Origin of the sequence: Microvirga flavescens, from assembly GCF_003290125.1 — a bacterium.
Taxonomy (GTDB): Bacteria; Pseudomonadota; Alphaproteobacteria; order Rhizobiales; family Beijerinckiaceae; genus Microvirga; species Microvirga flavescens.
This window is the reverse complement of sequence record NZ_QMKH01000003.1, coordinates 201198-225986: the sequence shown is the minus strand read 5'-3', so window position 1 is coordinate 225986 and position 24789 is coordinate 201198. Positions and strand designations below refer to the sequence as shown.

The following is a 24789-nucleotide window of genomic DNA, read 5'->3' as shown; positions in this document are numbered from 1 at the left end:
ATTCTCGACACATCTACCCGCCAACCCTTGGCGTAATGGCACAAGGGACCGGTTCTGCCATGTAGCAGGATCGGCAGGGATAAAGGATGACGAGCAGGACGAGCGCGCCGGAAGGCGTGGCCCGCCATGTCGTGCGTGGCGATTCTCGAAGGGGCGGAACAGGCCGCCATTGGGTTCATATCGCGCTGTGTTGCGTTTTGATCGCGGGGTTTCAGGGGGCCACCGCAGGGTCGGCGGCGGTGGCGACCCTTCCGGACCGGTTGGCGGCCCTGGCCCCGGTCGAGCCAGTTCAGACCGAACAACCCTTCAATCCGTCCCTCAACAGGCAACCCGGCCTGTTTACCTCGATCCTGAAGGCAGCCTTTCCCGTCTTGGGACAGCGTAAGCCTGCGTCGGTGACGGAGGCGGTTGAGGGCGAGGACATGAATGAGCCGGTTCGGTTCGGACAACAAAGTGCGCCGCGCTGGCTGGTTCAGTCCATTCTCAAGGCGGCGCGGACTGCCGGGGTCGACCCCGGCTATATGATGGTGCTTGCCGATGTGGAGTCGAGTCTTTCACCCACGGCACGGGCGCGAACCTCCAGCGCCGAGGGGCTTTTCCAGTTCATCGACCGGACATGGCTCGAGACGGTTTACACGCACGCCGCCGATTACGGGTACAGGGCGGTGGCGGATGCGATCGAAATAGTGGATGGCGAGCCGGAACTGAAAAGCGAGAAGGATCGCGCATGGGTGCTGGGCTTGCGCCGAGACCCGTACTTCTCCGCCCTCATGGCAGGGGAGCTGATCAAGGACATCGCGCGTGAATTACAGGGCCCGGGGGAGCGCGAACTGGCCGAGGCCGAACTCTATCTCGCGCACTTTCTTGGCGCGACGAATGCCGTCCGCTTCTTGCAGACGCTCGATGAGGCGCCCAACACGCCCGCCGCGAAACTCTTCCCTCAGGCTGCGAGAGCAAATGCGGGGCTTTTCACCGAAGGAAAGGGGCGCAAGCGCCGATCCGTCACCGTCGCCGGTCTTTACGAGAAGATCGATACCAAGATCGTCCGGCGCCTGGATCGCTTCACCGCCGTCGAGCCGCTCACAACGGATGTAGCGGGTCTCGCGAAACGGGGCGTCGAGGTCGGCACTGTCGCACCCTGATCGTCAGAACGCCTTGAACGTGATGATCGTGTGGGTGTCGGCGATGTTCTGGATTGTCTGCACGTTGTCGGCGACGAAGCGGCCGATATCGACGCCGTCGTCCAGGTGGAACTTGGCGAGAATGTCGTAGTTGCCGGCGGTCGAATAAATCTCGGATGCGATTTCCCGGTCGGCAAGCGTGCTTGCGACATCGTAGGTTTTGCCGAGTTTGCATTTGATCTCGACGAAGAAGGTTTGCATCGCGTCGCTCCCGTGGCGAAAGACGTTTTAGAGCATGATCAGAACAAGTGGGCACCGGTTGTTCGCCCGGATCATGCGGCAATAAAGGAATCTAGGAAGTGGGTCGCGAAAGCCGTACGTGAAGCTTTCCGCGACCCTGATTTATGCGTTCTGCGTTTCGTCGCCTGCCACATCCGCGCGGCCGACGCTGACATAGGTGAAACCGCGCCGCTCCATGTCTGCTGGATTGTAGATGTTGCGCAGATCGACGACCACGGGCGAGGCGAGGGCGGCTTTCATGCGTCCGAGATCGAGCGCGCGGAACATGTTCCATTCCGTCACGATGACGAGCGCATCCGCTCCGCGCGCGCAGGCATAAGGGTCCTGCGCGTATTCGACGTTGGGCAGGAGCGTCTTCGCAAGCGCCATGCCTTCGGGATCGTAGGCGCGCACATGCGCGCCGGCATCCTCCAGCGTCGTGACGATGGAGAGCGAGGGTGCGTCGCGCATGTCGTCGGTGTTCGGCTTGAACGTGAGGCCGAGCAGCGCGATGGTCTTGCCCCGCACCGAGCCGCCGCAGGCGGCGATGATCTTTCGGCCCATCGCGCGCTTGCGCTGGTCGTTAACGGCAGCCACCGTCTCCACGATGCGGATCGGCGCATCATAATCCTGCGCGGTCTTGATGAGGGCGAGCGTATCCTTCGGAAAGCACGAGCCGCCATAGCCGGGGCCCGCGTGCAGGAACTTCGAGCCGATCCGGTTGTCGAGCCCGATGCCGCGCGCGACATCCTGCACATTCGCGCCGACCTTCTCGCACAGATCCGCGATCTCGTTGATGAAGGTGATCTTGGTCGCGAGGAACGCGTTGGCCGCGTATTTCGTCAGCTCCGCCGTGCGGCGCGATGTCACGAGAAGCGGGGACTGGTTGAGGTAAAGCGGACGGTAAAGCTCCGTCATGACCACCTTGGCCCGCTCGTCCTCCGTGCCGATGACGATGCGGTCGGGGCGCTTGAAGTCGTCGATGGCCGCGCCTTCACGCAGGAATTCGGGGTTGGAGACGACCGAAAAGTCCGCATCGGGCCGCACTTCACGTATAATCCGCTCGACCTCGTCACCCGTGCCGACGGGAACCGTCGATTTCGTGACGATGACGGTATAGCCGGAAAGGGCTGCGGCAATGTCGCGGGCCGCCTGATGGACATAAGAAAGGTCGGCATGGCCGTCGCCGCGCCGGGAGGGAGTGCCGACGGCGATGAAGACCGCTTCCGCCTTGTGAACGTGCTCGGCGAGGTCTGTCGCGAAGGTGAGACGCCCCTCGCGGATGTTCTTGGCGACCAACTCGTCCAATCCAGGCTCGAAAATCGGAATTTCGCCGCGTTTCAGCGCTTCAATCTTCGCCGGGTCGGTGTCGACACAGCATACCTCGTGGCCGAAATCGGCAAAGCATGCACCGGAGACGAGACCGACATAACCGGCCCCGATCATCGCAACACGCATTCAGGCCTCCTGTTTTCAGGCGAAAGGGTTTAAGGGGAGGCGAGCTTGACCGCAACCCACCTGCCTGCCTGGTCTCACAAGCCGCGCGGGGCTGGTATCGGTTTCCTTTGACTTTCAATAAACTCTTAACCAAAAGGTCCGCCAACCCGGTCGGAGCTTGAGATCTTCATATGGATAATCCCTTCCTTGTCGAGGTGACGCGGGGCGGTCTGGTCGAATCCCGCCACCGGGGGGCCATTGCCGTCATCGACGCCGATGGCGGGTCCGTCCTGTCGCTCGGGGCGGTGGAATACCGGGTGTTTCCCCGTTCGGCGGTCAAGGCGCTTCAGGCCATGCCGCTGATCGAGAGCGGGGTGGCCGACAAGCTGGGCCTTACGGACAAGGAAATCGCGCTCGCCTGCGCTTCCCATATGGGCGAACCGGAGCATGTGGCGGTGGCCACGTCCACTTTGGCCAAGGCGGGGCGGGATGCAGGTTGCCTTGAATGCGGGGCGCATTGGCCCTTGGGCGAGGCGGCGGCCCGTGGTCTTGCCGCCCGGGGCGAGCAGCCGAGCGCCCTTCACAACAACTGCTCCGGCAAGCACGCGGGCTTCATCTGTCTGGCCTGCGGCCTCGGCGAAGATCCGAAGGGCTATGTGAACGCGGATCACCGGGTTCAGCAGATGGTGCGCGCGAGCCTCGAGGAGATGACCGAGGCCTCCCACACCGCCGACGACATGGGTATCGACGGGTGCTCGATCCCGACCTACGCCATGCGGTTGCCCGCCCTTGCCTTCGCCTTCGCGAAATTCGGCAGCGGCCACGGCATGTCGCTGAGCGCCAAGACCGCCGCCCAGCGCATCCGCCGGGCCGTGGCGGCCAATCCTTTCATGATCGCGGGCACGGGCCGCTTCGACACGAAGGTGACGGAGGCGCTGCGGGAGCGGGCTTTCGTGAAGGTCGGGGCGGAAGGCGTCTATTGCGCGTCCCTGCCGGAACTCGGCTACGGCATCGCCCTGAAGATCGACGACGGTGCTTCGCGCGCCGCCGAAGTGGTGATGGCGAACCTTCTCCTGCATTTCCTCGACATGGGGGATGCGGAAAAGGCGACTGTCGAAGCCCTGGCAGGGCCTGTTCTCAAGAACTGGAACGGCATCGAGGTCGGGTCGATCCGGGCTGCCGAAGCGCTTGCCTCGATTTAACAGGCGCTCTTTCTAGAGCCCGAGCAGGGTCGCGATTTCGTCCGCTGCCGCGTTGGGAACCATCGCTCCCTCCGCGATCATCCGCTTGATCGCGGGCAGGCGCTCACGCAAGGCAGGATCGTTGGTGAGCTTCTCGTGCATGCGCTCTTCCACGAGAGCCCACATCCATTTCATGTCCTGCTCTTTGCGCTTGGCGGCGATCTCGCCGGTCGCATCGAGACGGCGGCGATGATCGAGGATCTTCGCCCACAGGTCATCGAGCCCCAGGCCCGTCAGGCCCGATATGGTGACGACCGGCGGCGTCCATGTGGCGGAGGCGGGCGTGAGAATGTGGAGCGCGGCGCGGTATTCCGCCGCTGCGGCTTTGGCCTTCATCTCAGCGTCGTCGGCCTTGTTGACGGCGATCATGTCGGCCAGTTCGAGAATGCCCTTCTTGATGCCCTGCAACTCGTCGCCCGCGCCCGGAAGCATGAGGACGAGGAAGAAATCCGTCAGGTCCGCCACGGCGGTTTCCGATTGCCCGACGCCGACGGTCTCCACCAGGATCACGTCGAAGCCTGCGGCCTCGCACAGCAGCATCGCCTCACGGGTCTTGGCCGCGACGCCTCCGAGCGTGCCCGAAGTCGGGGAGGGGCGGATGAAGGCGTTGGGGTCCGACGCCAGTTTCGCCATGCGCGTCTTGTCGCCGAGGATGGCGCCGCCCGTGCGGGAGGAACTCGGGTCCACCGCCAGCACAGCGACCTTGTGGCCCTTGCCCGTCAACAGGCTTCCGAGCATGTCGATGGCGGTCGATTTTCCGACCCCCGGCACACCCGTGATGCCGACCCGCACGGCGCGGCCCGTATAAGGCATCAACTCCTGCAGAAGAGCCCGCGCCCTTGCGCGATGGTCCGCCCGGCGCGATTCGATCAGCGTGATGGCGCGGGCCAGCGCCGCGCGATCCCCCGAGCGGATGGCCTGCGCATCGATGCGCGCTTCAGGACGGACGGCTTCTGTCATGCGCCATGAACTAGCATTGTTTTGCGCACCTGTGTAACCGATTGTTGACCATGATTTCGCATGGCGTGGAAGAATGTGCCAGGCCCGCCTTGTGCTCGCCATGATCGGGCGCAAGACAGGGGTCTTTCCCAGGTCGATTGCACTTTCACCATGCCCTTCTTCTCTCGTACCGCACGCCTTGCCCTTGCCGGATTGATGACGCTCGCTCTCGCGGGCTGCATTGGAAGCGACGGCGACGTCGGCAGCCCCCTCGTGCCGCAGAGGGCCGCGGCCCTGAGCCGGGACCCGACGGTTTTCGTGGCAACAACGCGCCTGCCGGTCGGCAACCCTCTTCAAGCCCCGTGGTTCAGCGCGCAACGCTCCCCCGATCTCATCTTCGCGAAGGCGAACATGAAAGCGCCGGATCGTTCGATGCTCGGACGCGTCACGCTCTCCGATTGGGACATCAGGTCCGTGGATGATGTGGTTCGCAAGAGAGCGGCGCAAGCCTTCGCGCAGGAGGCCCTTGGACAGGACGTCGTTCTCTACATTCACGGCTATCGCGAAAGCTTTGAAACCGCGACGGTCTCGGCGGCGCAACTTTCGAGCGGCATCGGGTTTACCGGCGTGACAGGCTTGTTCACCTGGCCGTCCGCCGGTTCCACCTTCAGCTATGTCAGCGACCGTGAAAGCGCCATGTGGTCGCGGGATGCGTTGCAGGATCTTCTGACCGCGCTCGCCAACTCGCCGAGCGGCGGCCGCGTCCATATCGTGGCGCACAGCATGGGAACATTGCTGACCCTCGAAACCCTGCGAATGCTGCGCGCCTCCGGCGGCGAGAGCGCCATGTCGCGGATCGGCGCGGTGGTGCTGGCGGCTCCCGATATCGATATCGACCTGTTCGCGCGCGGTGTTGAACATCTTGGCGCGGATGCGCAGAAGATCACCGTCATCAGCTCCACGAACGACCGGGCGCTCGCCGTCTCGAGCCGTCTCGCCGGTGGCATCGTACGCGCCGGCGCGGCGGATCGCGGCCGGCTCGAGGAGCTTGGGGTGAAGGTGGCCGACGCCTCCGACTTCGGCGGCGGCATCATCAACCACGACCTGTTCCTGTCGAACAAGGACGTGCAGCAGGTCATCAAGCGCGCCATCGAACGGGCGCGCTGAAACCTATTCCGCCGCGACCTTCGACTTGTATCCGAGCCTGCGGTTCAATTCGCCAATCAGCCCGACAGCCGCATCCGCGATGACGGTGCCGGGCGGGAAGATGGCGGACGCTCCGGCCTTCATCAGCGCATCGAAATCCTGCGGTGGGATGACGCCGCCGACGACGATCATGATGTCGTCGCGGCCGTACTTCGCGAGTTCCGCCTTCAGCTCCGGAACGAGGGTGAGATGACCCGCCGCGAGGGACGACACGCCGACGATATGGACGTCGTTCTCGATGGCCTGCCGCGCGGCTTCCGCCGGAGTGGCGAAGAGCGGGCCGATATCGACGTCAAAGCCGAGATCGGCGAAGGCCGAGGCGATGACCTTCTGGCCGCGGTCGTGCCCGTCCTGCCCCATCTTGGCGACGAGGATACGCGGACGGCGGCCATCGTTGTGCTCGAACTCCTCGACGAGGTGCAGCACTTGCTCCACGGCAGGTGAACCCATGCCCATCTCCCGTTTGTAGACGCCGGAAATCGCCTTGATCGAGGCGACGTGACGGCCCCACACCTTTTCCAGCGCTGCTGAAATTTCGCCCACCGTCGCCTTGGCGCGTGCGGCCTTCACGGCGAGATCGAGAAGGTTGCCCTGGCCCGACGACGCGCCATTGGAGAGCGCTTCGAGCGCCGCCGTCACATCGGCCTGGTTGCGCTCGGCTTTGAGGCGTTGAAGCTTTTCGATCTGGCGCGCGCGCACGGCGGCGTTGTCGACCTTGAGGATTTCGATAGGGGCTTCGTCCATCGGCTTGAAGCAGTTCACGCCGATGATCTTCTGATGACCTGAATCGATGCGCGCCTGCGTGCGCGCGGCGGCTTCCTCGATCTTGAGTTTCGGCACGCCCGCCTCGATGGCCTTTGCCATGCCGCCGAGGCTCTCGACTTCCTGAATGTGCTCCCACGCCTTGTGCGCGAGTTCCTGCGTCAGGCGCTCGACATAGTACGAGCCGCCCCACGGATCGACGATGCGCGTCGTTCCGCTTTCCTGCTGCAGGAAGAGCTGCGTGTTGCGGGCAATGCGCGCGGAGAAATCGGTGGGCAGCGCCAGTGCTTCATCGAGCGCGTTGGTGTGGAGCGATTGTGTGTGTCCTTGCGTTGCCGCCATCGCCTCGATGCAGGTACGCGAGACGTTGTTGAACACGTCCTGCGCCGTCAGCGACCAACCGGATGTCTGCGAGTGCGTGCGCAGCGGCAGCGATTTTTCGCTCTGCGGGTTGAAGCCCTTCACGAGCTTCGCCCACAGAAGCCGCGCCGCGCGCATCTTGGCGACTTCCATGAAGAAGTTCATGCCGATGGCCCAGAAGAAGGACAGGCGCGGCGCGAATTGGTCGATGGTGAGGCCGGCCTGAATCCCGGCGCGGATGTATTCGACGCCGTCGGCAAGGGTGTAGGCGAGTTCGAGATCCTGCGTCGCTCCCGCCTCCTGCATGTGGTAGCCGGAGATCGAGATCGAGTTGAACTTCGGCATGTTCTGCGAAGTGTAAGCGAAAATGTCCGAGATGATGCGCATCGAACCCTTGGGCGGGTAGATGTAGGTGTTACGCACCATGAACTCTTTGAGAATGTCGTTCTGAATCGTGCCCGAGAGCTTGACCTGCGGCACGCCCTGTTCTTCCGCCGCGACGATATAGAGCGCGAGCACCGGCAGCACCGCGCCGTTCATGGTCATCGACACGCTCATCTGGTCGAGCGGGATGCCCGCAAACAGTGTGCGCATGTCGTAGATCGAGTCGATGGCAACCCCCGCCATGCCGACGTCGCCCGCAACGCGCGGATGGTCCGAGTCGTAGCCGCGATGGGTCGCGAGGTCGAACGCGACGGAAAGGCCCTTCTGCCCCGCCGCGAGGTTGCGCCGGTAGAACGCGTTCGAATCCTCTGCCGTGGAGAAGCCCGCATATTGGCGCACGGTCCACGGCTGGTTCACGTACATAGTGGGATAGGGGCCGCGCAGAAACGGCGCGATACCCGGATAGGTATCGAGAAAATCGAGTCCCTTACGATCTGCAGGGCCGTAACTGGCCTTGACCGCAATCCCCTCCGGCGTCAGCCACGGCTCGCCGCCCGCGGCAGCGGCGGAGGATGAGGCATTCGCCCAAGCGACGTTCGAGAAATCCGGAATGTGGGCCATCGCTCAGTCAACGCTCTCGAAATGAAGCAACAGAATGTTCCAATTTTAGGCCCTCCGCTCGGGGGAGGCTATCCTTAAAAGGTCGCGGTCCGGCCTTTGACAGGGCAGCTCATCGATGCTTATGGAAATAATATAGCATTTTCGAGAGTTTTCATGCTGGTCCGCCGTCCCGTGCCTCGTCCCGAGAGCGCCGCACACCTCTGGCCGCCGATCGAGCGCTTTATCGAGGCAGAGGAGCGTTGGGGGCAGGTGGCGGAGGCCCGCGGGCCTATCGTCGCTGGCGTTTACGAGTTCTTGCGTTTCGGCATCAAGCAGGGCTGGGCCTGCCTTTTTGGAGGGCTGATGTGTGCGTTGCTCATCGCAACGCATTTCTGGTATCCGCGAGATGCTGCTCTCGCTCGGTACGATTTCATTTTTCTGGCGGCGCTCGCGTTTCAGGTCGTCTTGCTGGCGTTCAAGCTGGAAACCCTCGATGAAGCCAAGACGATTTTGGTCTTTCATCTTGTCGGCACCGTCATGGAGCTGTTCAAGACAAAGGTCGGCTCCTGGATTTATCCGGAGCCGAGCTTCTTCCGCCTCGGCGGCGTTCCGTTGTTTACCGGGTTTATGTATGCAGCCATAGGCTCCTATGGCGCGCGTGCGTGGCGCTTGTTCGACTTTCGCTTCACACATCATCCACCACTCGTGGCGACGACGGCGTTATCGCTGGCGATCTATGTAAATTTCTTTGCGCATCATTACGTCGCCGATTTCCGTTATGTGCTGTTCTGTTTGGTAGCCCTTCTCTTCGGGCGCACCACCATCTACTTCAAGGTCTGGCGTGTGCATCGACGCATGCCGCTTCTGCTCGGCTTCTTTCTCGTGACCTTGTTCATCTGGTTCGCAGAAAATATCGGAACATTCACCGGAGCCTGGCTTTACCCCAATCAGCTCAAGGGCTGGTCGATGGTGTCACTCGCGAAGCTCGGTTCGTGGTTCCTTTTGATGATTATCTCCTATGTGCTCGTGTCGGTCGTGAATCGGCCCAAGAACATGGATGAGAATCTTAAGTCCCAGCCTGCGCCTCGCTTAAAATCTTGAGCACGTCGCACCCGACGAAGATGAAGTTGCCGATGCCTGCCTTTGTCAGGCTCTCCTGCAGGTCGCCGGGGCGGCCTGCGAGATAGAGGGCATTGAGGCCTGCTTTCTTCAGCGCTGTAGCGGCATCGACAGCGTGGCTTTGGTATATCTCATCCGACGAGCACAGGCAGACAAGCTTCGCACCGCTCTTTCGCGCGGCGGCGACAAGGTCGTCGAGGGAGGAGAAGCCGTCGTTGCTCAAGGCCTCGATGCCACCAGCCTCGAAGAAGTTCTTGGCGAAGGTCGCGCGCGCGGTGAAGGCGGCGACAGGTCCGAGATTGGCGAGGAAGACCTTCGGTCGCGATCCGGTTTTCGCGAAGACGGCGTCGGCGGCATCCCGCAGCGTCTCGAAGGGTTCGGCCGTGCGGTGGGATGGGAGAGGCTCGACGCTTACCGGATCGGGGCCTGGGGCCGATGCGGCGAGCGCCGACACGGACGCGCCTGTGCTTGCAGCCTGAACGAGGGATGCGAAAGCAGCTTCGGGCAGAGGGGCTTTTTCGAGGTCCGTCTGTCCGCCGGAGGACGGCGACGGCATGAGTACCGCCACATCCGCCTCGTGGAGATTGGGGAATTCGCTCGTTCCGGTGATCGGATCTTTCCGCGTGGCGATGGCCTTGGCGCGAGCGCTTCGCGTTTCCGCGATGCGGCTTTGCAATGCTTCTTGCTTGAGGCTTTCGACGATGCCGCCTTCGCGTTCGATCTCCTGGAACAGCGTCCAGGCCTTCTCGCAGAGTGCATCCGTGAGCGCCTCGAACCCGCCGGCCCCGGCGGCGGGGTCCGCCACGCGGGCAAGGTTGGCCTCGTCGAGCAGGATGAGCTGCGTGTTGCGGGCGACGCGGCGCGCGAACGCGTCTGGCAGGCCGAGGGGCGCTGTGAAGGGAAGAACCGTTACGGCGTCGGCCCCGCCGATCCCGGCGGAAAAGGCTGCGATGGTTCCGCGCAGCATGTTCACCCACGGGTCGCGCCGCGTCGTCATCCGCCACGCGGTTTCGGCATGGAGGCGAAGCGGCACGGGTGTGAGCCCGCAGGCCTCTTCCACGCGCGCCCAAAGGCGGCGCAGGGCGCGGAACTTGGCGACCGTGAGAAACTCGTCCGCATCGGCGACGAGGAGGAAGGCGAGCGCCCGGCGCGCGGTATCAAGCGAATGCCCGCCCGCTTCCAGAGTTCGCATATAGGCAAGGCCAGTGGCGAGTACTGCCGCCAGCTCCTGCGCTTCGCTCGCGCCCGCCTCGTGATAGGGGCGTCCGTCCGCCAGGAAAGCTCGCCCCGTGAAGCCCTTCGAGGTCAGATCTCCCAAGGTCTGAGCCGCGCGCGCGCTGACCGTGTTCCACGATGCGGAGAGGTTTCCGGTGGCCGCCATCGCTCCGATGGGATCAAGGCCAAGATCGAGGGAGAGATTGGAGAGCTTGAGCCCGCGCCGCTCGCACAGGGCGATCAGCAGCGCCGCCATTTGCCGCCCACGTCCGCCGGCGTCGAGGCGCAGGTGGATCAGGTCGAGCATCACCCCGGTCAGGGCTTTGTCGAGGGTATCGAGATCTTCGACTCGGACACCGAAGCCACGGGCCGCCGGGGCCTTGTCGGTCACGAGAACGAGCGCGTCCGCTCCACCTTCAAGGTCTGCGAGGGCGAGTTCATTGGCCTTTTGCGGATCGGGATGGTCGATTCGCTGCGCGACCCGCCAAGGGCCCGCTTCGGCGCGGGAAATCGGCGTTGCCCCTTCCGCCTTGGGGTAGAGCGGTTGAATGGTGAGCCCGTCATAGGTTCGTCCGACAAGCTTCTTGTCGAAATCCGCGCCTTTCAAAACCCCTTCGACCAGTCGGAGCCACTGCTCGCGTGTGGCGGCGGGAAACTCGGAAGCGAGGGGCAGGTCGTCCATATGGCGGGGCCTCTAGAGCATGATCGGGCAGACGGGAACCGGATAGGCACCCGTGTGCGCCGTAAAATGCGCCGAAATAAGACTATTTCGAAGCGCTCGCAGATGAAATCGTACGAGTGCTCCGGCTCTTTCGGCGGCATTTTGCATGCCGTTACCGGCTCCGGCTAGGCGGTTGAAGCCAGTCTTTGGAATTAGACGAACTGGGACAGGCCGGGAACCGCGCCCACAATCGGCCCCATCACGTCTTCTCCGGCCTTTTCACGCCCATAGGCGAACAATTCGCGGCCCAAGGGTTGCATCTGGTTCATGGAGACGCCGGCGCCCATGAGCTGGCCGCCGAGGGCCATGACGCCACCGCCGAGCGAGCCCATCATTCCCAGGAGCCCGCCACCGCCGCCTCCAGCCTGAGCGATAGCCTCCTCCGCTCCCGGCAGGGCGGCGAGAAGTTGGCCGACCTCCGCCGTGGGGCCCTCTTTTTTGAGAAAGGCCAGGATCATGCCGATGGCCTTGGTGGCCGTGGCGGCGTCGAGGCCGGTCTTTTGCGTGATGCGGGCGATGAGCTCTTCCATATGATTCTCCTGGTGGTTCTCGATTATGGTTTAGCTGTAAACTATTTAGCCGAAAAACCCCAATCGAAAAGTCCCGCGCCGGAAAGGTGTCCAGGACCCTTATGGGTGATGCTCTTTCGGTATCCCGCCGCATCGCCGGTTGCAGTTGAATCTTCTGCTGTTTTAAGCGGAGAGTGGAAACAAGTTACGGTGCCCTCTATGACTGTAGGGGAAGCTGGAGGACACGATGCTCGAAGAAGGCAAGATTTTCATCGGTGGCGGCACGAAGCCCGAATATCTCGACCTGAAGCTCGCCAACCGCCACGGCCTTATTACCGGGGCCACCGGCACCGGCAAGACCGTCACCCTTCAGGTTCTGGCCGAAGGCTTCTCCAATGCCGGGGTCCCGGTTTTCGCCGCCGACATCAAGGGCGATCTTTCAGGCATCGCCGCGCCCGGCAATGCCAAGGATGCCTTCGTGAAACGCGCCAAGGAGCTCGGCATCGAATACAGGCCCGACCAATTCCCGACAGTGTTCTGGGATCTCTTTGGCGAGGAAGGACATCGTGTCCGCGCGACGATCTCCGAGATCGGGCCGCTGCTTCTGTCCCGCCTTCTCGATCTCAACGACGTGCAGGAGGGTGTGCTCAACATCGCCTTCCGCATCGCCGACGAACAGGGTCTGCTGCTCCTCGACCTGAAGGACCTGCGGGCGCTGCTGCAACTGATTTCGGAAAGCGCGTCCGAACTCACCACGACCTACGGCAATGTGTCGAAAGCCACCGTCGGCACGATCCAGCGGCAATTGCTCGTTCTGGAAAATCAGCGTGGTCAGGAATTTCTGGGCGAGCCCGCGCTCAACATCAAGGACCTGATGCGCACCGACCGTGACGGGCGCGGGGTGGTGAACATTCTCGCCGCCGACAAGCTCATGAACAATCCACGCCTCTACGCCACTTTCCTGTTGTGGCTGATGTCGGAACTGTTCGAGGAACTGCCGGAGGTCGGCGATCTCGATCAGCCCAAGCTCGTCTTCTTTTTCGACGAGGCGCATCTTCTCTTTTCCGATGCGCCGAAAGCGTTGATCGAGACCGTGGAGCGTGTGGTGCGCCTCATCCGCTCGAAGGGCGTCGGCATCTATTTCATCACGCAAAATCCCGCCGACGTGCCGGAGACGGTGCTGGCCCAGCTCGGCAACCGCATTCAACACGCCTTGCGCGCCTATACGCCGCGCGAGCAGAAGGCTGTTCGCGTCGCGGCGCAGACCTTCCGCCAGAATCCTGCTTTCGACACGGAGAAGGCCATCACCGAGCTTGGTGTCGGCGAAGCTCTGGTTTCCACCCTCGAAGGAAAAGGCTCGCCCTCGATGGTGGAGCGCACCTGGATCGCGCCGCCGATGGCGCAGGTCGGCCCCATCGATGACGCCTTGCGGCAACAGATCATCGCCGCAAGTCCCATGCGCGGCAAATATGATCAGTCCATCGATTCCGATTCCGCCTACGAAATGCTGGCGGCGCGCGCTCAAAAGGCGGCGGCTGATGCGCAGGCCGCGCAAGGGGGCGGCGGCATTCTCGACATGCTCGGCAATCTTTTCGGCACGAACGGGCAGCGCAAGGGCACCATGACCATGACGCAGCGCGTGACGCGCGAGGTTACGCGCACGGTCGTCAACCAGACAGTCGGCAGTCTCGCGGCCGAAATAGGCAAATCAATCGGCGGTCGGCAGGGCGGCTCCATTGGCCGCGCCATCGTGCGCGGGACGCTCGGTGGAATTTTGCGGCGGTAGGCTCCAGACTCTTTCCTCTTGCGGCGCACTCCTGTGGGATGCAGGGTGCAGCCGCTTCACGCAGATCATCCTAAGAAGTCGGACAGATGTCTCAGATCAACCAAGTTCTCGCCCGTATCGATGCGGATCTCGATGCTTCTCTCGAGCGCCTTTTTCACTGGCTCAAAGTGCCCTCGATCTCCACCGATCCGGCCTACAAGGACCATTGCCGCAAGGCCGGGCAGTGGCTTGTGGACGAGTTGAAGAGCTTTGGCATCGATGCGTCTCTGCGTGAGACCGGCGGCCACCCCGCCGTCGTCGCCCACGCCAAGGGCGATGCGAAGCCTCATGTGCTGTTCTACGGTCACTACGATGTGCAGCCTGTCGATCCGTTGAACCTGTGGGACACGCCGCCCTTCGAGCCGAAGATCGCTACCCTGCCGGATGGCCGGAAAGTCATCAGCGCGCGCGGCTCCGCCGACGACAAGGGACAGGTAATGACCTTCGTGGAGGCCTGTCGCGCGTGGAAGGCCGTCACGGGTTCGCTGCCCATCAACATCACGTTCCTTGTGGAAGGCGCGGAAGAGGATGGCTCGAAGTTTCTCCCCGAGTTCATCGAGGCGAACAAGGGTGAACTGAAGGCCGATGTCGCGCTTGTTTGCGACACGGGGATGTGGGACCAGAACACGCCCGCCATCACGTCCTCGCTTCGCGGTATGGTCTACGAGGAAGTGATCGTGCGTTGTGCCGATCGCGACCTGCACTCAGGCTCGTTCGGCGGCGCGGCGCGCAATCCGATCCATGTTCTGTCGAAGATCATCGCGGACATTCACGATGTTGACGGGCGCATCACCATCAAGAACTTCTATGACGGCGTGCCGGAGACACCGACGCAGGTTCTGGAACAGTGGAAGAAGCTCAATCTTACCGAGGAAGACTTCCTCGGCCAGGTCGGCCTCAAGAAATCCGCCGGTGAGAAGGGCCGCATGCTGATCGAGCAGATCCAGTCGCGTCCCACCTGCGACGTCAACGGCATCATCGGCGGCTATACGGGCGAGGGCACCAAGACGGTGATCGCAGCCGAGGCGAGCTGCAAGATCTCGTTCCGCCTCGTCGGCGATCAGGACCCCGAGAAGATCTCGAACAACTTCCACGCCTTCGTGCAGGAGCGCATTCCCTCCGATTGCTCGGTGGAATTCATCAAGCACAAGGGCTCGCGCGCGCTGGCCTTGCCGCACGATTTCTCCGCACTGACGGCGGCTAAGTCCGCACTTCACGACGAATGGAACAAGGATCCTATCGTCATCGGCATGGGTGGTTCGATCCCGGTCGGCGGCGATTTCAAGCGCACGCTCGGCCTCGACACGCTCTTCGTCGGCTTTGGTCTCGATGACGACCGCATCCACTCGCCGAACGAGAAGTACGACCTCAAGAGCTTCCACAAAGGCACCCGCAGCTGGGCGCGCATTCTGGCGGCTTTGGCGAAGTGAGAAGGGGATAGAGAAGCGAGCTTCACCTCTCCCCGCCGGGGAGAGGTCGCGCCGCAGGCGCGGGTGAGGGGGATGAAACGCTTCGTTGAAAGAGCGCGCCGACTTCGTCAGGAACAGACGAATGCCGAGACCCTTCTTTGGCAAGCTCTGCGCAATCGGAGGCTGTCACGCTGGAAGTTCCGGCGTCAGCATCCGATTGACCGGTTTATTGCCGACTTCGTTTGCCTTGATGGGAAGCTCATCATTGAGGTCGACGGTGCGACGCATTCGACCGACGAGGAGTTGAGGCGCGACGTAGAGCGGACGCTCATTCTTGAGAGTTGTGGCTACCTCGTCCTTCGCGTCACGAATGCTGAGGTTTATGAGAATATCGATGGTGTGATGGAGACTGTTCTGGCGGCGTTGGAGCATCGTGGGTAGCGTTGCTGCCCTCACCCGGACCTTCGGTCCGACCTCTCCCCGCCGGGGAGAGGTGGGGTGTGGCGCTCACTCCGCTGATCTATCACAGGGCGCCCACTCCTCTTATCTATCACACTCTGTGACGTGATCGATCATTTATCATCGTCACGCCGTGCTCGAATTCCCGTTGACGGCGCGGCAAACTCGGCGTTCGATCGGGACAACAACACTGACCAAATGGGCGGAACACTGAAGATGGCTTGGTATTCGAAAACCTGGAACTGGTTCAACGGCGAGTGGATCGAGGGCAATCCGCCCATCATTGGTCCGCGCTCGCATGTGTCCTGGCTGGGCTCTTCTGTTTTCGATGGTGCGCGCGTGTTCGAGGGCGTGATGCCCGATATGGACAAGCACTGCACCCGCGTGAATCGCTCGGCGGAAACCATCGGCCTGAAGCCGACGATGGAGCTTCAGGGCATTCTCGACCTCGTGCGTGAAGGCGCGAAGAAGTTTTCGCCCGATACCGCGCTTTATGTGAAGCCGATGTATTGGGGCGAGGCCGAAGGTCTTTCGACCATCGCACCCGATCCGGACTCGACCCAGTTCTGCCTGTCCCTGTTCGAAGCGCCGATGCCGGTGCCGGGCGGGCTGTCGGTGATGAAGTCGAGCTTCCGCCGTCCGACGCTTGAATCCATGCCGACGGATTCCAAGGCCGGATGCCTTTATCCGAACAACGCCCGCGTCATTCGTGAAGCGAAGGCGAAGGGGTTCGACAACGCGCTCGTATGCGATGCGCTCGGCAACATTGCGGAAACCGGAACCTCCAACGTGTTCATGGCGAAGGATGGCGTCGTTCACACGCCTGTGCCGAACGGCACGTTCTTGAACGGCATCACGCGCCAGCGCGTCATCCAGCTCTTGCGTGACGCGGGCGTGACCGTTCTGGAAAGTACGCTGCGTTATGAGGATTTCCAGCAGGCGGACGAGATCTTCATTTCCGGCAACTATTCGAAGGTGATGCCGGTCCTCAGGATCGACGAACGCGTTCTTCAGCCGGGGCCGTTCTACCGCAAGGCGCGCGAGCTTTACTGGGCTTTCGCGCACGATAAGGCGTAGTTCACGACACCCTGTCGCGCCTCAGCGGCGCGACAGGCGAATTCCGGCGATCTTCAGCCCTGCAAGGAGCGACGCGCCATAGATCAGCGCGCCGCCCGCTCCGACGACGGCTAGAAGCGTCTCGGTACGCCAGACGGGCAAGGCGTCAGTCCAGCGGGCGATGGGCGCGGGCGCGAACCATGCGAAGAGCGCGAGAAGAATGCTTGCAACAGCAATGGCGGCGCAAGCGCGAAAGAGGCTTCTGCTCGGGTCGGTCCATCCGCGTCGGTGGGCGAGGTAGAAGAGAAGCCCGAGATTGATCCACGAGCTGACAGCCGTGCCAAGAGCGAGGCCGACGACGCCATAGGAGTCCATCAGCATGATCTTCACGATGATGTTGAAGACGACCGCCGTCAGAGAAGCAATCAGCGGCGTCATCGTGTCGGCGCGCGAGTAGAAACTCGCCAGGGCCGAGCGGATCAGAACGGCGGCAGGAAGCCCGATGGCGTAGGCGGCGAGAACCGCGCCCGCACTTTGAGCGGCGGCGGTGTTGAAAGCGCCGCGCTGGAACAACGCCGCCATGATGAGATCGGGCAAGGTCACGAAAGCGACGAGGAAAGGCGCGGCGAGTGCGAGCGTGAGGCTCACGGCCCTGTTCTGCGCGCCGTGCGCCCCATCGACGTCGCCCGCCGCGATGCGCCGGCTCATCTCAGGCAACAGAACGGTTCCAGCGGCGATTCCGATGACGCCGAGCGGCAATTGATAGATGCGGTCCGCATAATAGAGCGACGACACCGCGCCCGTCGGCAGGAACGATGCAATGATCGTGTCCGCGAACAAGGCGAGCTGTACGCCCGCCGAGCCGATGACGGCGGGCCCCAGCGTCTTGAAAAACTGCTTCATCGCCGGGTCGAAGCGCGGCGTCTCGAGGCCGGGCGCGATACCAAGGCGCTTCGCATCGAGCCAGACGAGAAGGAGCTGCAGAACGCCTGAGATCGTGACGCCCCACGCGGCGGCATAGCCCGCATTCGGGAAGAGAAAGGCGATAGAGAGCGCGGCGACGAGGGACACGTTCAACAGCACGGGCGCAGCCGCCGCCGAAGCGAAGCGCTCATGCGCATTCAGCACGCCGGACAGGATCGTCACCAGCGTGATGAAAAGGAGATAGGGAAACGTGATGCGGGTGAACGTGACGGCAAAATCGTACTTCGCCGAGTCCTTTGAAAACCCCGGCGCGAGAAGATCCACCACCACAGGCATCGCGAGGAAGGCGAGGGCGAGGATCGCAATCTGCACGATCAGCATCAAGGTGCTGACACGGCTCGCGAAGGAATGCGCGGCTGGCTCCTTCTCTTTCTCGAGAACGCCGGCATAGGTCGGAAGAAACGCGTTGTTGAACGCGCCTTCGCCGAAGATCGCGCGGAAGTGATTGGGAATGCGGAAGGCCACGAAGAAGGCGTCCGCAATCGGGCCGATGCCCATCACGGCGGCGATCACCACGTCGCGGATGAAACCCGTCAGGCGTGACACGAGCGTCCAGCCACCGACAGAAAGGATCTTCTTGAACATCGGTCAGGTCCGTTCGGACGGGGAGGGTTTCATGTCCTGCACCGCGACCGCGGGTCTGACGGCTTGCGCAGCTGCTCCCACATGCTCGGCGACGACGTAAAGAGGTCTGCGCTTCACCTCGGCGAAGATGCGTCCGACATATTCACCGATAATGCCGAGGGACATGAGCTGGATGCCGGAGAAGAACATCACCGAGACGATGAGGCTCGGAAAGCCCGGAAGGTCGGTGCCGAACAGGAGCGTCCGCACAAGGAAGTAGACGGCCGTCAGGATTGAGCAGATCGAGATCAGCGTTCCAAGATAGGTCCAGATGCGCAAGGGCACGCTGGAAAAGGACGCGATGCCGTCGAAGGCGAAGCGCAGGAGCTTTCTGAAGCTCCACTTGGTCTGGCCGTGGCGGCGGTCGGCGACCTCAAAGGGCACGCCGATGCTCTCGAAGCCGATCCACGCATAAAGACCCTTCGAGAAACGCGCGCGCTCGCCCAACGTCCGCAGCACATCGACGCCCTTGCGGTCGATCAGGCGGAAGTCGCCAGCACCCTCGGGCAGGCTGACCTCGCCGAACTTGGAAAAGAGCCGGTAGAAGAGGTGAGCGAAGCCGCGCTTGATCCGGGTTTCGTCCGAGCGGTCCGTGCGCTGGCCGTAAACCATCGTGTAGCCCTCCCGCCAGCGGGCCACGAAGGTCTCGATCATTTCCGGCGGGTGCTGGAGGTCGGCATCCATGATGACCACGGCCTCGCCGCGCGCGTGGTCGAGCCCGGCGGCGATGGCGATCTCCTTGCCGAAATTGCGGCTGAACGAGACGGCGCCGATTCTCGGCTCGTCGATGCTCCGGAGCTTGATCCGGCTTAACGTATCGTCCCGGCTGCCGTCGTCGATGAACACGACCTCCCAGAGGTCCGTGATCCTGTTCAGGACGGGAAGGAGCGCGTCGCACAGGGGGGCGATGTTCGCGCTTTCGTTGTGGACGGGAATGATAACGCTGATCTCAGGCGACGCCACGCGATAATCCTTTAAACTTGGCGCGCGCATTGAGAGCCGAGTTTGCCCTTCCACTCAAGAGGGTTAGGGTGCGGCAAAGCCGTTTTTGGAGTCTTCGATGAATTTTCTTCGCCCCGTGGTCCTGTGCGCCGACGATTTCGGCCTGACCGATGGGGTAAGCCGGGGCATTCTGGAATTGGCCGATCAGGGGCGCCTTTCGGCCACCAGCGTCATGGCCAATATGCCGGCCTGGCCCCGCAACGCTGCCGCCCTGAAAGCGTACCAGGGGCGTATTTCAGCCGGTCTCCACCTCAACCTGACGACGGGGGCTCCCTTGGGGCCGATGCCGGGGCTTGCCCCCGAAGGGCGCTTACCGTCCCTCAGTACGCTGATCCGCCGGGCGGTCCTGCGGGATCTTCCCTTGGCCGAACTGTGCGTCGAGATCGACCGGCAGATCGAAGCCTTCGAGACGCATTTCGGCGCGACCCCGGCCTTCGTGGACGGGCACCAGCATGTCCATGTCCTGCCGGGCATCCGGCGCGTCCTTATCGAGGTGCTGACGGCGCGGGGATATGCGGGGCGGCTGTGGATCCGCGATCCGTCCGAGAGCTGGGTTTCGATCCTGCGCCGGAGCATCAGCGCCGGGAAGGCGTTGGTCGTATCCGGCTTCGCCTCAGGCTTTGGCGAGGCGGCCCGCACGGCGGGTTTTTCCGTCAATGAGGGTTTTTCAGGCTTCAGTCCACTGACGCCGGAGACCGATCCGCAGCAGGTCTTCCGCGCCGCCCTGGGCAATCTCGGCCCCCGCCCGGTCGTCATGTGTCATCCGGGCTATGCGGATGATGAGTTGCGGGGGCTCGATCCGGCGGTCGAGAGCCGGGTCGCGGAGCTGAACTCTCTGAAGTCGGATGCTTTCGGCGCGTTGCTGGAGGAGCGGGGGATCAGGCTTCATCCTGAACCGGCGAAGGCTTGATGCGAAAACGGGGCCCCGAAGGGCCCCGTATCGTAACTTGCAGATTATCCGGACGGCTTACTTGGTCGCCGCTTCGAAGAGTTCCTCGACGTATTCCCAGTTCACGAGGTTCTCGATGAAAGCCTTGATGTAGTCGGGACGGCGGTTGCGGTAGTCGATGTAGTAGGAGTGCTCCCACACGTCGCAGCCGAGGATCGGTGTCGCGCCGCTCACCAGTGGGCTCTCGCCGTTCGGGGTCTTGGCGATGATGAGCTTGCCGTTCTGCACGGCGAGCCAGCTCCAGCCCGAGCCGAACTGCGTCACGCCGGCCTGGATGAAGTCTTCCTTGGCCTTTTCGACGGAGCCAAGGTCCTCGATGATCTTCTTTTCCAGCTTGCCGGGGATCTTGCCGCCGCCATTCGGCTTCATCCACTTCCAGAAGTGAAGGTGGTTGTAGTGCTGGCCGGCATTGTTGAAGAGGCCCTGGTTCTTGCCGTAGGAGCCCTTCACGATCTCTTCGAGGGTCTTGCCTTCGAACTCGGTGCCTTTCAGCAGGTTGTTGCCGTTGGTCACGTAGGCGGCATGGTGCTTGTCGTGGTGAAACTCCAGGGTTTCACGGGACATGTAAGGCTGCAGGGCATCGTAGGCATAGGGAAGGTCGGGCAGGGTAAACGACATAGACGCCTCCTTGAGGGTTCGTGAGGTCTGCGCCTTAGTTAAAGCGCCACAGCCCTCAGGGCAACGGCCAAGCTTGGGACTTTTTCCGGCTCAAGCTTCCCTTGGATTTGCAATTGTCTTATAAAATCCGACCCTGCGGTATACCCGCCTTTTGTGTTGCGTAACGGAGAAACCATGGTCAAAGCGCTCTTCGCACTGGCTTTGGCGATGATTGTGGGTGGCCTGTTCACCTTTGTCCTCGGCTGGGATGACGTGTTGCTCGAAAGGGGATGGACGACCTCCATCGCCGGCAGCGTCGTGGCCTCGAGCGGCGTTCTCATGGTCGGCCTGACCATGATCGTCCTGCGTCTGACGCAGATCCGCTCTGAACTGGTGCGCCTGTCGCCGGGAGCGCAACCCTTCCTGCAAGCACCGGAAACGAAGGTAGTGAGTGGAGAAGCCGCTCCGCTGGCGGCGGGGCTTGTCGCCGGTGGAGCCGTTGGCGCTGCGGCGGGCTACGCTGCTGAGGGCCACGAGCCCGAGGCCGCTCTGCCGATTTTCGACGAGACGGAACAGGAGCGCGAAGAGCCCCTGATCTCCCTCGACGACCTCGTCGTTGAGGAGGAGCCCGTTGAGGATTTTGCCAAAGCGCGGGACGAGGCGTTCGAGCCTCGCGTGCCCGATTTCCTGATCGAGCGCCGCGAAACGTTCGCCATGAGCTTTTCGGAGAGAACCGAGATCGAGGAGGAAATCCCGGTCGAGGAACCTGAGAGCGAGCAAGCCGAGCCGGCGGCTTTCGAAAACGAGCCCGAAACGCCGGAATATGCGCAAGAGCCCGAGCCGGAGCCGGTTGAAGAACCCGCCTTCGAACCGGAGAGCGCGCCGCCGAAGGACGTGATCGGAACCTACAATTCCGGAGACAACACCTACGTGATGTTCTCCGACGGCTCCATCGAGGCCAAGACGCCTCAGGGAGATTTTCGCTTCTCCTCGCTCGATGAATTGAAGGCGTTCATCGCGGGAGGCGGCGAGAGCCACTCCTCTACTTGATGAGAGCCGACAGGGCCTTGAAGTCGTCGGTTCCTGCCTGCTCCAGCCATTCGAAAATCGCCATCTCCGTCGTGATCCAGCGGCACCCCGCCTGGACCAGCCGCGCCTCGGCGGCGGCAACGCTGTGAGGCGAGCGGCTCGAGACCGCGTCGCCGACGACGAAGACATCGGCTCCCGCGGCCTTGAATGCCAGAGCGCTCTGCAACACGCAGACATGCGCCTCCGTTCCGCACAGCACGATCTGATCGAGCCCGCTATTCCGCAGGTTTCCAACCCGCTTGGCGATACCGGCATCGGCCGCCGCGGAAAACGTCATCTTCGGCAGCACCATCGCATCCGCCGACAGGGCTTTAGACAAGGAGGCGACCGTTGCGCCGAGCCCCTTGGGGTATTGCTCCGTCACGGTCACCGGAATGCCGAGGCGATCCGCACCGGTGAGTAGAATGTTCGTGTTTTTGACGACACGCTCGGCCTCGGCAATCGCTGGAAGCAGCCGCTCCTGAATGTCGATGACGATCAGTTGCGAGCGCGCGGGGGTGAGAAGCATCGGGTCAGTGGTCCGGGTTGAAGAGAGGCGGCTTGCCGGGTATCGGCATCGTCATCGTAAACTGCAGGCCGCTCTGCGCGAAGTCCATATGCACATCGGCCTGAAGTTGCGTGGTGAGAACCCGGCGCAGAAGGCGTGAGCCGAAGCCTTGTCGCCGCGGCTCGATGACACGCGGTCCCCCGCGCTCAATCCAGCTGAAATGGAGAACGGACTTGCCGGCAATCTCGTCCAGCCGCCAGCGCACATCGACCTGCCCGCCGAATGTCGAGAGGGCTCCATGCTTTGCCGCGTTGGTGGTGAGCTCATGGATCGCCATGCCGACCGGCACCGCAGCCTCGGAGGGAAGTTCGACGGGCGGTCCGTCGACGGTGATGCGGTTCCGGTCGTCGTCGTCGTAAGGACCCAGTTCCGTCTGCACCAGTTGGTCGAGGGAGGCCTTCTGCCAGATGTCTTCCGTCAGCAGGTTGTGTGTACGGGCAAGCGACACGATCCTCCCAACGAATCCTTGGTAGAACTCGTCGATGCTAGACGTGGTGCGCGCGGTCGAACCGACGATGGCCTGCACCGTGGCAAGGGTGTTCTTGACCCGGTGATGGAGTTCGCGGATCAGCAGGTTCTGCCGCTCCTCCGCCAGCTTGCGATCCGTAATGTCCTGCACGACGCCGGTCATTCCGATGGCAACGCCATTGGGGCTGTAAGATGTCTGGCCTTGCGTCGCGAGCCAGATTGGCCCGTCCCCGTTCTCGCGGGTGATCCGGTATTCGATATTGTAAGACTCGCCGGTTTCAAGCGCCTGCTCGATAGCCATCGTCATCCGGGTTGCGTCGGCAGGGTTGAGGCGCTGCTGGAGTTGGCTCCAGGTTATCTTGCGCGTGGGGTCGAGCCCGAACAATTCCGAAGCGCCCTCGGCGAGTTCCAGAACGTCGGTGGTGCGGTCCCAGTTCCAGACGCCCATATGGGCGGCCTGAAGTGCGAGACGAAGCTGCGCCTCGTTCTTGCGCAAGGCTTCTTCCGTTCGCTTGAGATCGTGAATGTCGACGCTCGTGCCGGACCAGCCCCTGAACATGCCGCGGGCATCGTGAATGGGTTCGGCCCGTATCATGTGCCAACGATAGGCGCCGTCGCGATTGCGATAGCGCGCCTCTGTCGAATAAGCGGACTGGTTACGCAGAACGGCTTTGAAATCTTCCATGACCCTGGCGAGGTCGTCCGGATGGACAGCCTGCATCCAGCTCAACCCGAGAGACTCGTTCTCGGGCAGGCCGGCATACCGGCTCCAGCGCGCATTGGCGTAGACGAGTTCGAGATCGGGGGTCACGATCCAGACAAGCGCGGGAAGCGTTTCGGCGACGATCCGCAACCGCGCTTGGCTTTCACGCAACTCGCCTTCTGCCAGTGCGCGTTCGGCGGCATCCCATATGCGTTCTGCAACTTCCTCGGCGAGTGTCGCATCATCCGCAGAAAAGGCGTGAGGCCTGTTCGCGGAAACGTAGAGCGAAGCGGTGAGGCGGCCACTCTTGATGAGGGGGACCAGAATGGCCGATCGCGCGCGGCGGGCGGCATAATGGATTCTCGCATCCGGTTCCAGCCGAGGGTCGCTGGCGGCGTCGGTCATGATGATGGTGCGGCCTTGCCCCAGTTCCGACAGGATGGTCGACCCTGCGGCTTCGAGCGCGTAGGCGAGATCTGCCTGCTCGGATGAGCGGTTGCTCCATTCCCGATTGACGGTTTCGCCAGAGCGCGCCGCGCCGTACCCAACCCGATCCGCGGCCAGAAAAATGCCCAGATCGCGGGTGGCGATGTCGATGATGGCAGCGGAGTCCTCGAGCCCGCGAATGTCGTCCCGCAGGTCGAGAAGAAATTTCCGTCGACGCTGAGCCGCTGCAACGTCCCTCGCCGCGCGGTCCGCATCGGAAATGCGGCGGGTGGTGCTGAGCAGGCGGATCGGCTTTCCGTCGGCGTAAATGGCGCAGCCCTTCAGCGCGAGGTGCCCGGTGGAGCCGTCCGTACGGATGATGCGGCAAGCGGTGTCGTAATCGCTGTGCGAGGTAACGGCGCGCTCGATGGCGTGCCTGACACGCCTCACATCCTGCGGATGGCACCGCTCCTGAAGTTTCTCAATCGTCAGTAGGGTGTCGCGGGCAAGGCCCAGCTCGTTCCGGAAAACGTCGGAGCCCATCACTTCGCGAGTTTCGAGATCGTATTGCCAGAAGCCTATTTCGGCAGAAGCCAGCGCCAGACGCAGTTCTTCCCGGCTTTGCGCGAGGGCGGTTTTCACCTCGTTCAAATGACGCCCCGGATCGACAGAATACGGCCTTGGATCGCTCTCTTCAGTGAGTGTGCCGCCGGTGGCCGGCGGCTCGCTCCAATGGGTCATGGACTAGAACTCGCAAA

General features: G+C 62.7%; 21 protein-coding genes. 10 read left to right on the top strand and 11 right to left on the bottom strand.

Annotation, left to right across the window (positions count from 1 at the left end):
* Positions 1–86 precede the first annotated feature (86 nt).
* Positions 87–1142: a transglycosylase SLT domain-containing protein gene (locus DQW91_RS08380; RefSeq protein ID WP_112663147.1), complete on the top strand. Its 1056-nt coding sequence runs from the start codon at positions 87–89 to the stop codon at positions 1140–1142.
* 3 nt (positions 1143–1145) lie between these two features.
* Here DQW91_RS08380 and DQW91_RS08375 read toward each other — a convergent pair whose 3' ends face one another.
* Both DQW91_RS08375 and DQW91_RS08370 read right to left on the bottom strand, forming a co-directional pair.
* Positions 1146–1382 carry an Lrp/AsnC ligand binding domain-containing protein gene (locus tag DQW91_RS08375; RefSeq protein ID WP_112663146.1) on the bottom strand — a complete coding sequence of 79 codons (237 nt, stop codon included), beginning with the start codon at positions 1380–1382 and terminating at the stop codon, positions 1146–1148.
* Positions 1383–1523: 141 nt separating this feature from the next.
* Entirely contained in the window at positions 1524–2858 is a 1335-nt protein-coding gene (locus tag DQW91_RS08370; RefSeq protein WP_112663145.1) for a UDP-glucose dehydrogenase family protein, read from the bottom strand.
* Between the two features lie 170 nt (positions 2859–3028).
* On the opposite strand from DQW91_RS08370, the gene DQW91_RS08365 reads away from it, so the two are divergent.
* On the top strand, positions 3029–4039 hold the full coding sequence (locus DQW91_RS08365; protein ID WP_112663144.1) for an asparaginase: 1011 nt from the start codon (positions 3029–3031) through the stop codon (positions 4037–4039).
* A 12-nt stretch (positions 4040–4051) separates the two neighbouring features.
* Here the strand turns inward: DQW91_RS08365 and meaB are convergent, their stop codons facing one another.
* A complete protein-coding gene (meaB, locus tag DQW91_RS08360) occupies positions 4052–5038 on the bottom strand; it encodes a methylmalonyl Co-A mutase-associated GTPase MeaB (RefSeq protein ID WP_112663143.1) in 987 nt (328 codons plus the stop codon).
* A 150-nt stretch (positions 5039–5188) separates the two neighbouring features.
* Between meaB and DQW91_RS08355 the strand changes: the two genes are divergently transcribed.
* A complete protein-coding gene (locus DQW91_RS08355; protein WP_112663142.1) occupies positions 5189–6184 on the top strand; it encodes an alpha/beta hydrolase in 996 nt (331 codons plus the stop codon).
* Positions 6185–6187: 3 nt separating this feature from the next.
* Here DQW91_RS08355 and scpA read toward each other — a convergent pair whose 3' ends face one another.
* The gene (gene scpA, locus DQW91_RS08350) at positions 6188–8350 is read right to left on the bottom strand and encodes a methylmalonyl-CoA mutase (protein WP_112663141.1); all 2163 of its coding nucleotides are present in this window, start codon (positions 8348–8350) and stop codon (positions 6188–6190) included.
* A gap of 153 nt (positions 8351–8503) precedes the next feature.
* On the opposite strand from scpA, the gene DQW91_RS08345 reads away from it, so the two are divergent.
* A complete protein-coding gene (locus DQW91_RS08345) occupies positions 8504–9430 on the top strand; it encodes a DUF817 domain-containing protein (RefSeq protein WP_112663140.1) in 927 nt (308 codons plus the stop codon).
* Here the strand turns inward: DQW91_RS08345 and DQW91_RS08340 are convergent.
* Both DQW91_RS08340 and DQW91_RS08335 read right to left on the bottom strand, forming a co-directional pair.
* Positions 9396–11345, bottom strand: a complete 1950-nt coding sequence (locus DQW91_RS08340; RefSeq protein ID WP_112663139.1) for a methylmalonyl-CoA mutase family protein — start codon at positions 11343–11345, stop codon at positions 9396–9398. The two genes, DQW91_RS08345 and DQW91_RS08340, sit on opposite strands and share 35 nt — an antisense overlap.
* Positions 11346–11536: 191 nt before the next feature.
* Positions 11537–11914, bottom strand: a complete 378-nt coding sequence (locus DQW91_RS08335; RefSeq protein ID WP_112663138.1) for a DUF2267 domain-containing protein — start codon at positions 11912–11914, stop codon at positions 11537–11539.
* A gap of 226 nt (positions 11915–12140) precedes the next feature.
* On the opposite strand from DQW91_RS08335, the gene DQW91_RS08330 reads away from it, so the two are divergent.
* The 4 genes from DQW91_RS08330 (at position 12141) to DQW91_RS08315 (ending at position 16663) form a co-directional block, all read left to right on the top strand.
* The gene (locus DQW91_RS08330; protein WP_112663137.1) at positions 12141–13679 is read left to right on the top strand and encodes a helicase HerA-like domain-containing protein; all 1539 of its coding nucleotides are present in this window, start codon (positions 12141–12143) and stop codon (positions 13677–13679) included.
* An 86-nt stretch (positions 13680–13765) separates the two neighbouring features.
* Positions 13766–15148 (top strand): M20/M25/M40 family metallo-hydrolase, encoded by a 1383-nt coding sequence (locus DQW91_RS08325; protein ID WP_112663136.1) that lies wholly within the window; start codon positions 13766–13768, stop codon positions 15146–15148.
* 72 nt (positions 15149–15220) lie between these two features.
* On the top strand, positions 15221–15568 hold the full coding sequence (locus DQW91_RS08320) for an endonuclease domain-containing protein (RefSeq protein WP_112663135.1): 348 nt from the start codon (positions 15221–15223) through the stop codon (positions 15566–15568).
* Between the two features lie 234 nt (positions 15569–15802).
* On the top strand, positions 15803–16663 hold the full coding sequence (locus tag DQW91_RS08315) for a branched-chain amino acid aminotransferase (protein ID WP_112663329.1): 861 nt from the start codon (positions 15803–15805) through the stop codon (positions 16661–16663).
* A 21-nt stretch (positions 16664–16684) separates the two neighbouring features.
* On the opposite strand, the gene murJ is transcribed toward DQW91_RS08315, so the two are convergent.
* Positions 16685–18211, bottom strand: a complete 1527-nt coding sequence (gene murJ, locus DQW91_RS08310) for a murein biosynthesis integral membrane protein MurJ (protein WP_112663134.1) — start codon at positions 18209–18211, stop codon at positions 16685–16687.
* A gap of 3 nt (positions 18212–18214) precedes the next feature.
* The gene (locus tag DQW91_RS08305) at positions 18215–19243 is read right to left on the bottom strand and encodes a glycosyltransferase family 2 protein (protein ID WP_112663133.1); all 1029 of its coding nucleotides are present in this window, start codon (positions 19241–19243) and stop codon (positions 18215–18217) included.
* Between the two features lie 67 nt (positions 19244–19310).
* Here DQW91_RS08305 and DQW91_RS08300 point away from each other — a divergent pair, with 67 nt between their 5' ends.
* The gene (locus DQW91_RS08300; RefSeq protein ID WP_112663132.1) at positions 19311–20162 is read left to right on the top strand and encodes a ChbG/HpnK family deacetylase; all 852 of its coding nucleotides are present in this window, start codon (positions 19311–19313) and stop codon (positions 20160–20162) included.
* A gap of 57 nt (positions 20163–20219) precedes the next feature.
* On the opposite strand, the gene DQW91_RS08295 is transcribed toward DQW91_RS08300, so the two are convergent.
* A complete protein-coding gene (locus DQW91_RS08295) occupies positions 20220–20819 on the bottom strand; it encodes a superoxide dismutase (protein ID WP_112663131.1) in 600 nt (199 codons plus the stop codon).
* Between the two features lie 174 nt (positions 20820–20993).
* Between DQW91_RS08295 and DQW91_RS08290 the strand changes: the two genes are divergently transcribed.
* Positions 20994–21848 carry a hypothetical protein gene (locus DQW91_RS08290; RefSeq protein ID WP_112663130.1) on the top strand — a complete coding sequence of 285 codons (855 nt, stop codon included), beginning with the start codon at positions 20994–20996 and terminating at the stop codon, positions 21846–21848.
* Here DQW91_RS08290 and DQW91_RS08285 read toward each other — a convergent pair.
* Positions 21841–22395 (bottom strand): isochorismatase family protein, encoded by a 555-nt coding sequence (locus tag DQW91_RS08285; RefSeq protein ID WP_112663129.1) that lies wholly within the window; start codon positions 22393–22395, stop codon positions 21841–21843. The two genes, DQW91_RS08290 and DQW91_RS08285, sit on opposite strands and share 8 nt — an antisense overlap.
* 4 nt (positions 22396–22399) lie before the next feature.
* Positions 22400–24772 (bottom strand): PAS domain-containing protein, encoded by a 2373-nt coding sequence (locus tag DQW91_RS08280; protein WP_112663128.1) that lies wholly within the window; start codon positions 24770–24772, stop codon positions 22400–22402.
* Between the last annotated feature and the right edge of the window lie 17 nt (positions 24773–24789).

Excerpts from the sequence above, each read along its gene's own strand:
- DQW91_RS08340 (WP_112663139.1), bottom strand. The coding sequence starts at position 11,345 with ATGGACGACCTGCCCCTCGCTTCCGAGTTTCCCGCCGCCACACGCGAG.
- DQW91_RS08335 (WP_112663138.1), bottom strand. The coding sequence starts at position 11,914 with ATGGAAGAGCTCATCGCCCGCATCACGCAAAAGACCGGCCTCGACGCC.
- DQW91_RS08375 (WP_112663146.1), bottom strand. The coding sequence starts at position 1,382 with ATGCAAACCTTCTTCGTCGAGATCAAATGCAAACTCGGCAAAACCTAC.
- DQW91_RS08330 (WP_112663137.1), top strand. The coding sequence starts at position 12,141 with ATGCTCGAAGAAGGCAAGATTTTCATCGGTGGCGGCACGAAGCCCGAA.
- DQW91_RS08370 (WP_112663145.1), bottom strand. The coding sequence starts at position 2,858 with ATGCGTGTTGCGATGATCGGGGCCGGTTATGTCGGTCTCGTCTCCGGT.
- DQW91_RS08325 (WP_112663136.1), top strand. The coding sequence starts at position 13,766 with ATGTCTCAGATCAACCAAGTTCTCGCCCGTATCGATGCGGATCTCGAT.
- DQW91_RS08305 (WP_112663133.1), bottom strand. The coding sequence starts at position 19,243 with ATGCGCGCGCCAAGTTTAAAGGATTATCGCGTGGCGTCGCCTGAGATC.
- DQW91_RS08380 (WP_112663147.1), top strand. The coding sequence starts at position 87 with ATGACGAGCAGGACGAGCGCGCCGGAAGGCGTGGCCCGCCATGTCGTG.
- DQW91_RS08290 (WP_112663130.1), top strand. The coding sequence starts at position 20,994 with ATGGTCAAAGCGCTCTTCGCACTGGCTTTGGCGATGATTGTGGGTGGC.
- murJ (WP_112663134.1), bottom strand. The coding sequence starts at position 18,211 with ATGTTCAAGAAGATCCTTTCTGTCGGTGGCTGGACGCTCGTGTCACGC.
- DQW91_RS08320 (WP_112663135.1), top strand. The coding sequence starts at position 15,221 with ATGAAACGCTTCGTTGAAAGAGCGCGCCGACTTCGTCAGGAACAGACG.
- DQW91_RS08285 (WP_112663129.1), bottom strand. The coding sequence starts at position 22,395 with ATGCTTCTCACCCCCGCGCGCTCGCAACTGATCGTCATCGACATTCAG.
- DQW91_RS08315 (WP_112663329.1), top strand. The coding sequence starts at position 15,803 with ATGGCTTGGTATTCGAAAACCTGGAACTGGTTCAACGGCGAGTGGATC.
- meaB (WP_112663143.1), bottom strand. The coding sequence starts at position 5,038 with ATGACAGAAGCCGTCCGTCCTGAAGCGCGCATCGATGCGCAGGCCATC.
- DQW91_RS08280 (WP_112663128.1), bottom strand. The coding sequence starts at position 24,772 with ATGACCCATTGGAGCGAGCCGCCGGCCACCGGCGGCACACTCACTGAA.
- DQW91_RS08295 (WP_112663131.1), bottom strand. The coding sequence starts at position 20,819 with ATGTCGTTTACCCTGCCCGACCTTCCCTATGCCTACGATGCCCTGCAG.
- DQW91_RS08365 (WP_112663144.1), top strand. The coding sequence starts at position 3,029 with ATGGATAATCCCTTCCTTGTCGAGGTGACGCGGGGCGGTCTGGTCGAA.
- DQW91_RS08355 (WP_112663142.1), top strand. The coding sequence starts at position 5,189 with ATGCCCTTCTTCTCTCGTACCGCACGCCTTGCCCTTGCCGGATTGATG.
- DQW91_RS08300 (WP_112663132.1), top strand. The coding sequence starts at position 19,311 with ATGAATTTTCTTCGCCCCGTGGTCCTGTGCGCCGACGATTTCGGCCTG.
- DQW91_RS08345 (WP_112663140.1), top strand. The coding sequence starts at position 8,504 with ATGCTGGTCCGCCGTCCCGTGCCTCGTCCCGAGAGCGCCGCACACCTC.
- scpA (WP_112663141.1), bottom strand. The coding sequence starts at position 8,350 with ATGGCCCACATTCCGGATTTCTCGAACGTCGCTTGGGCGAATGCCTCA.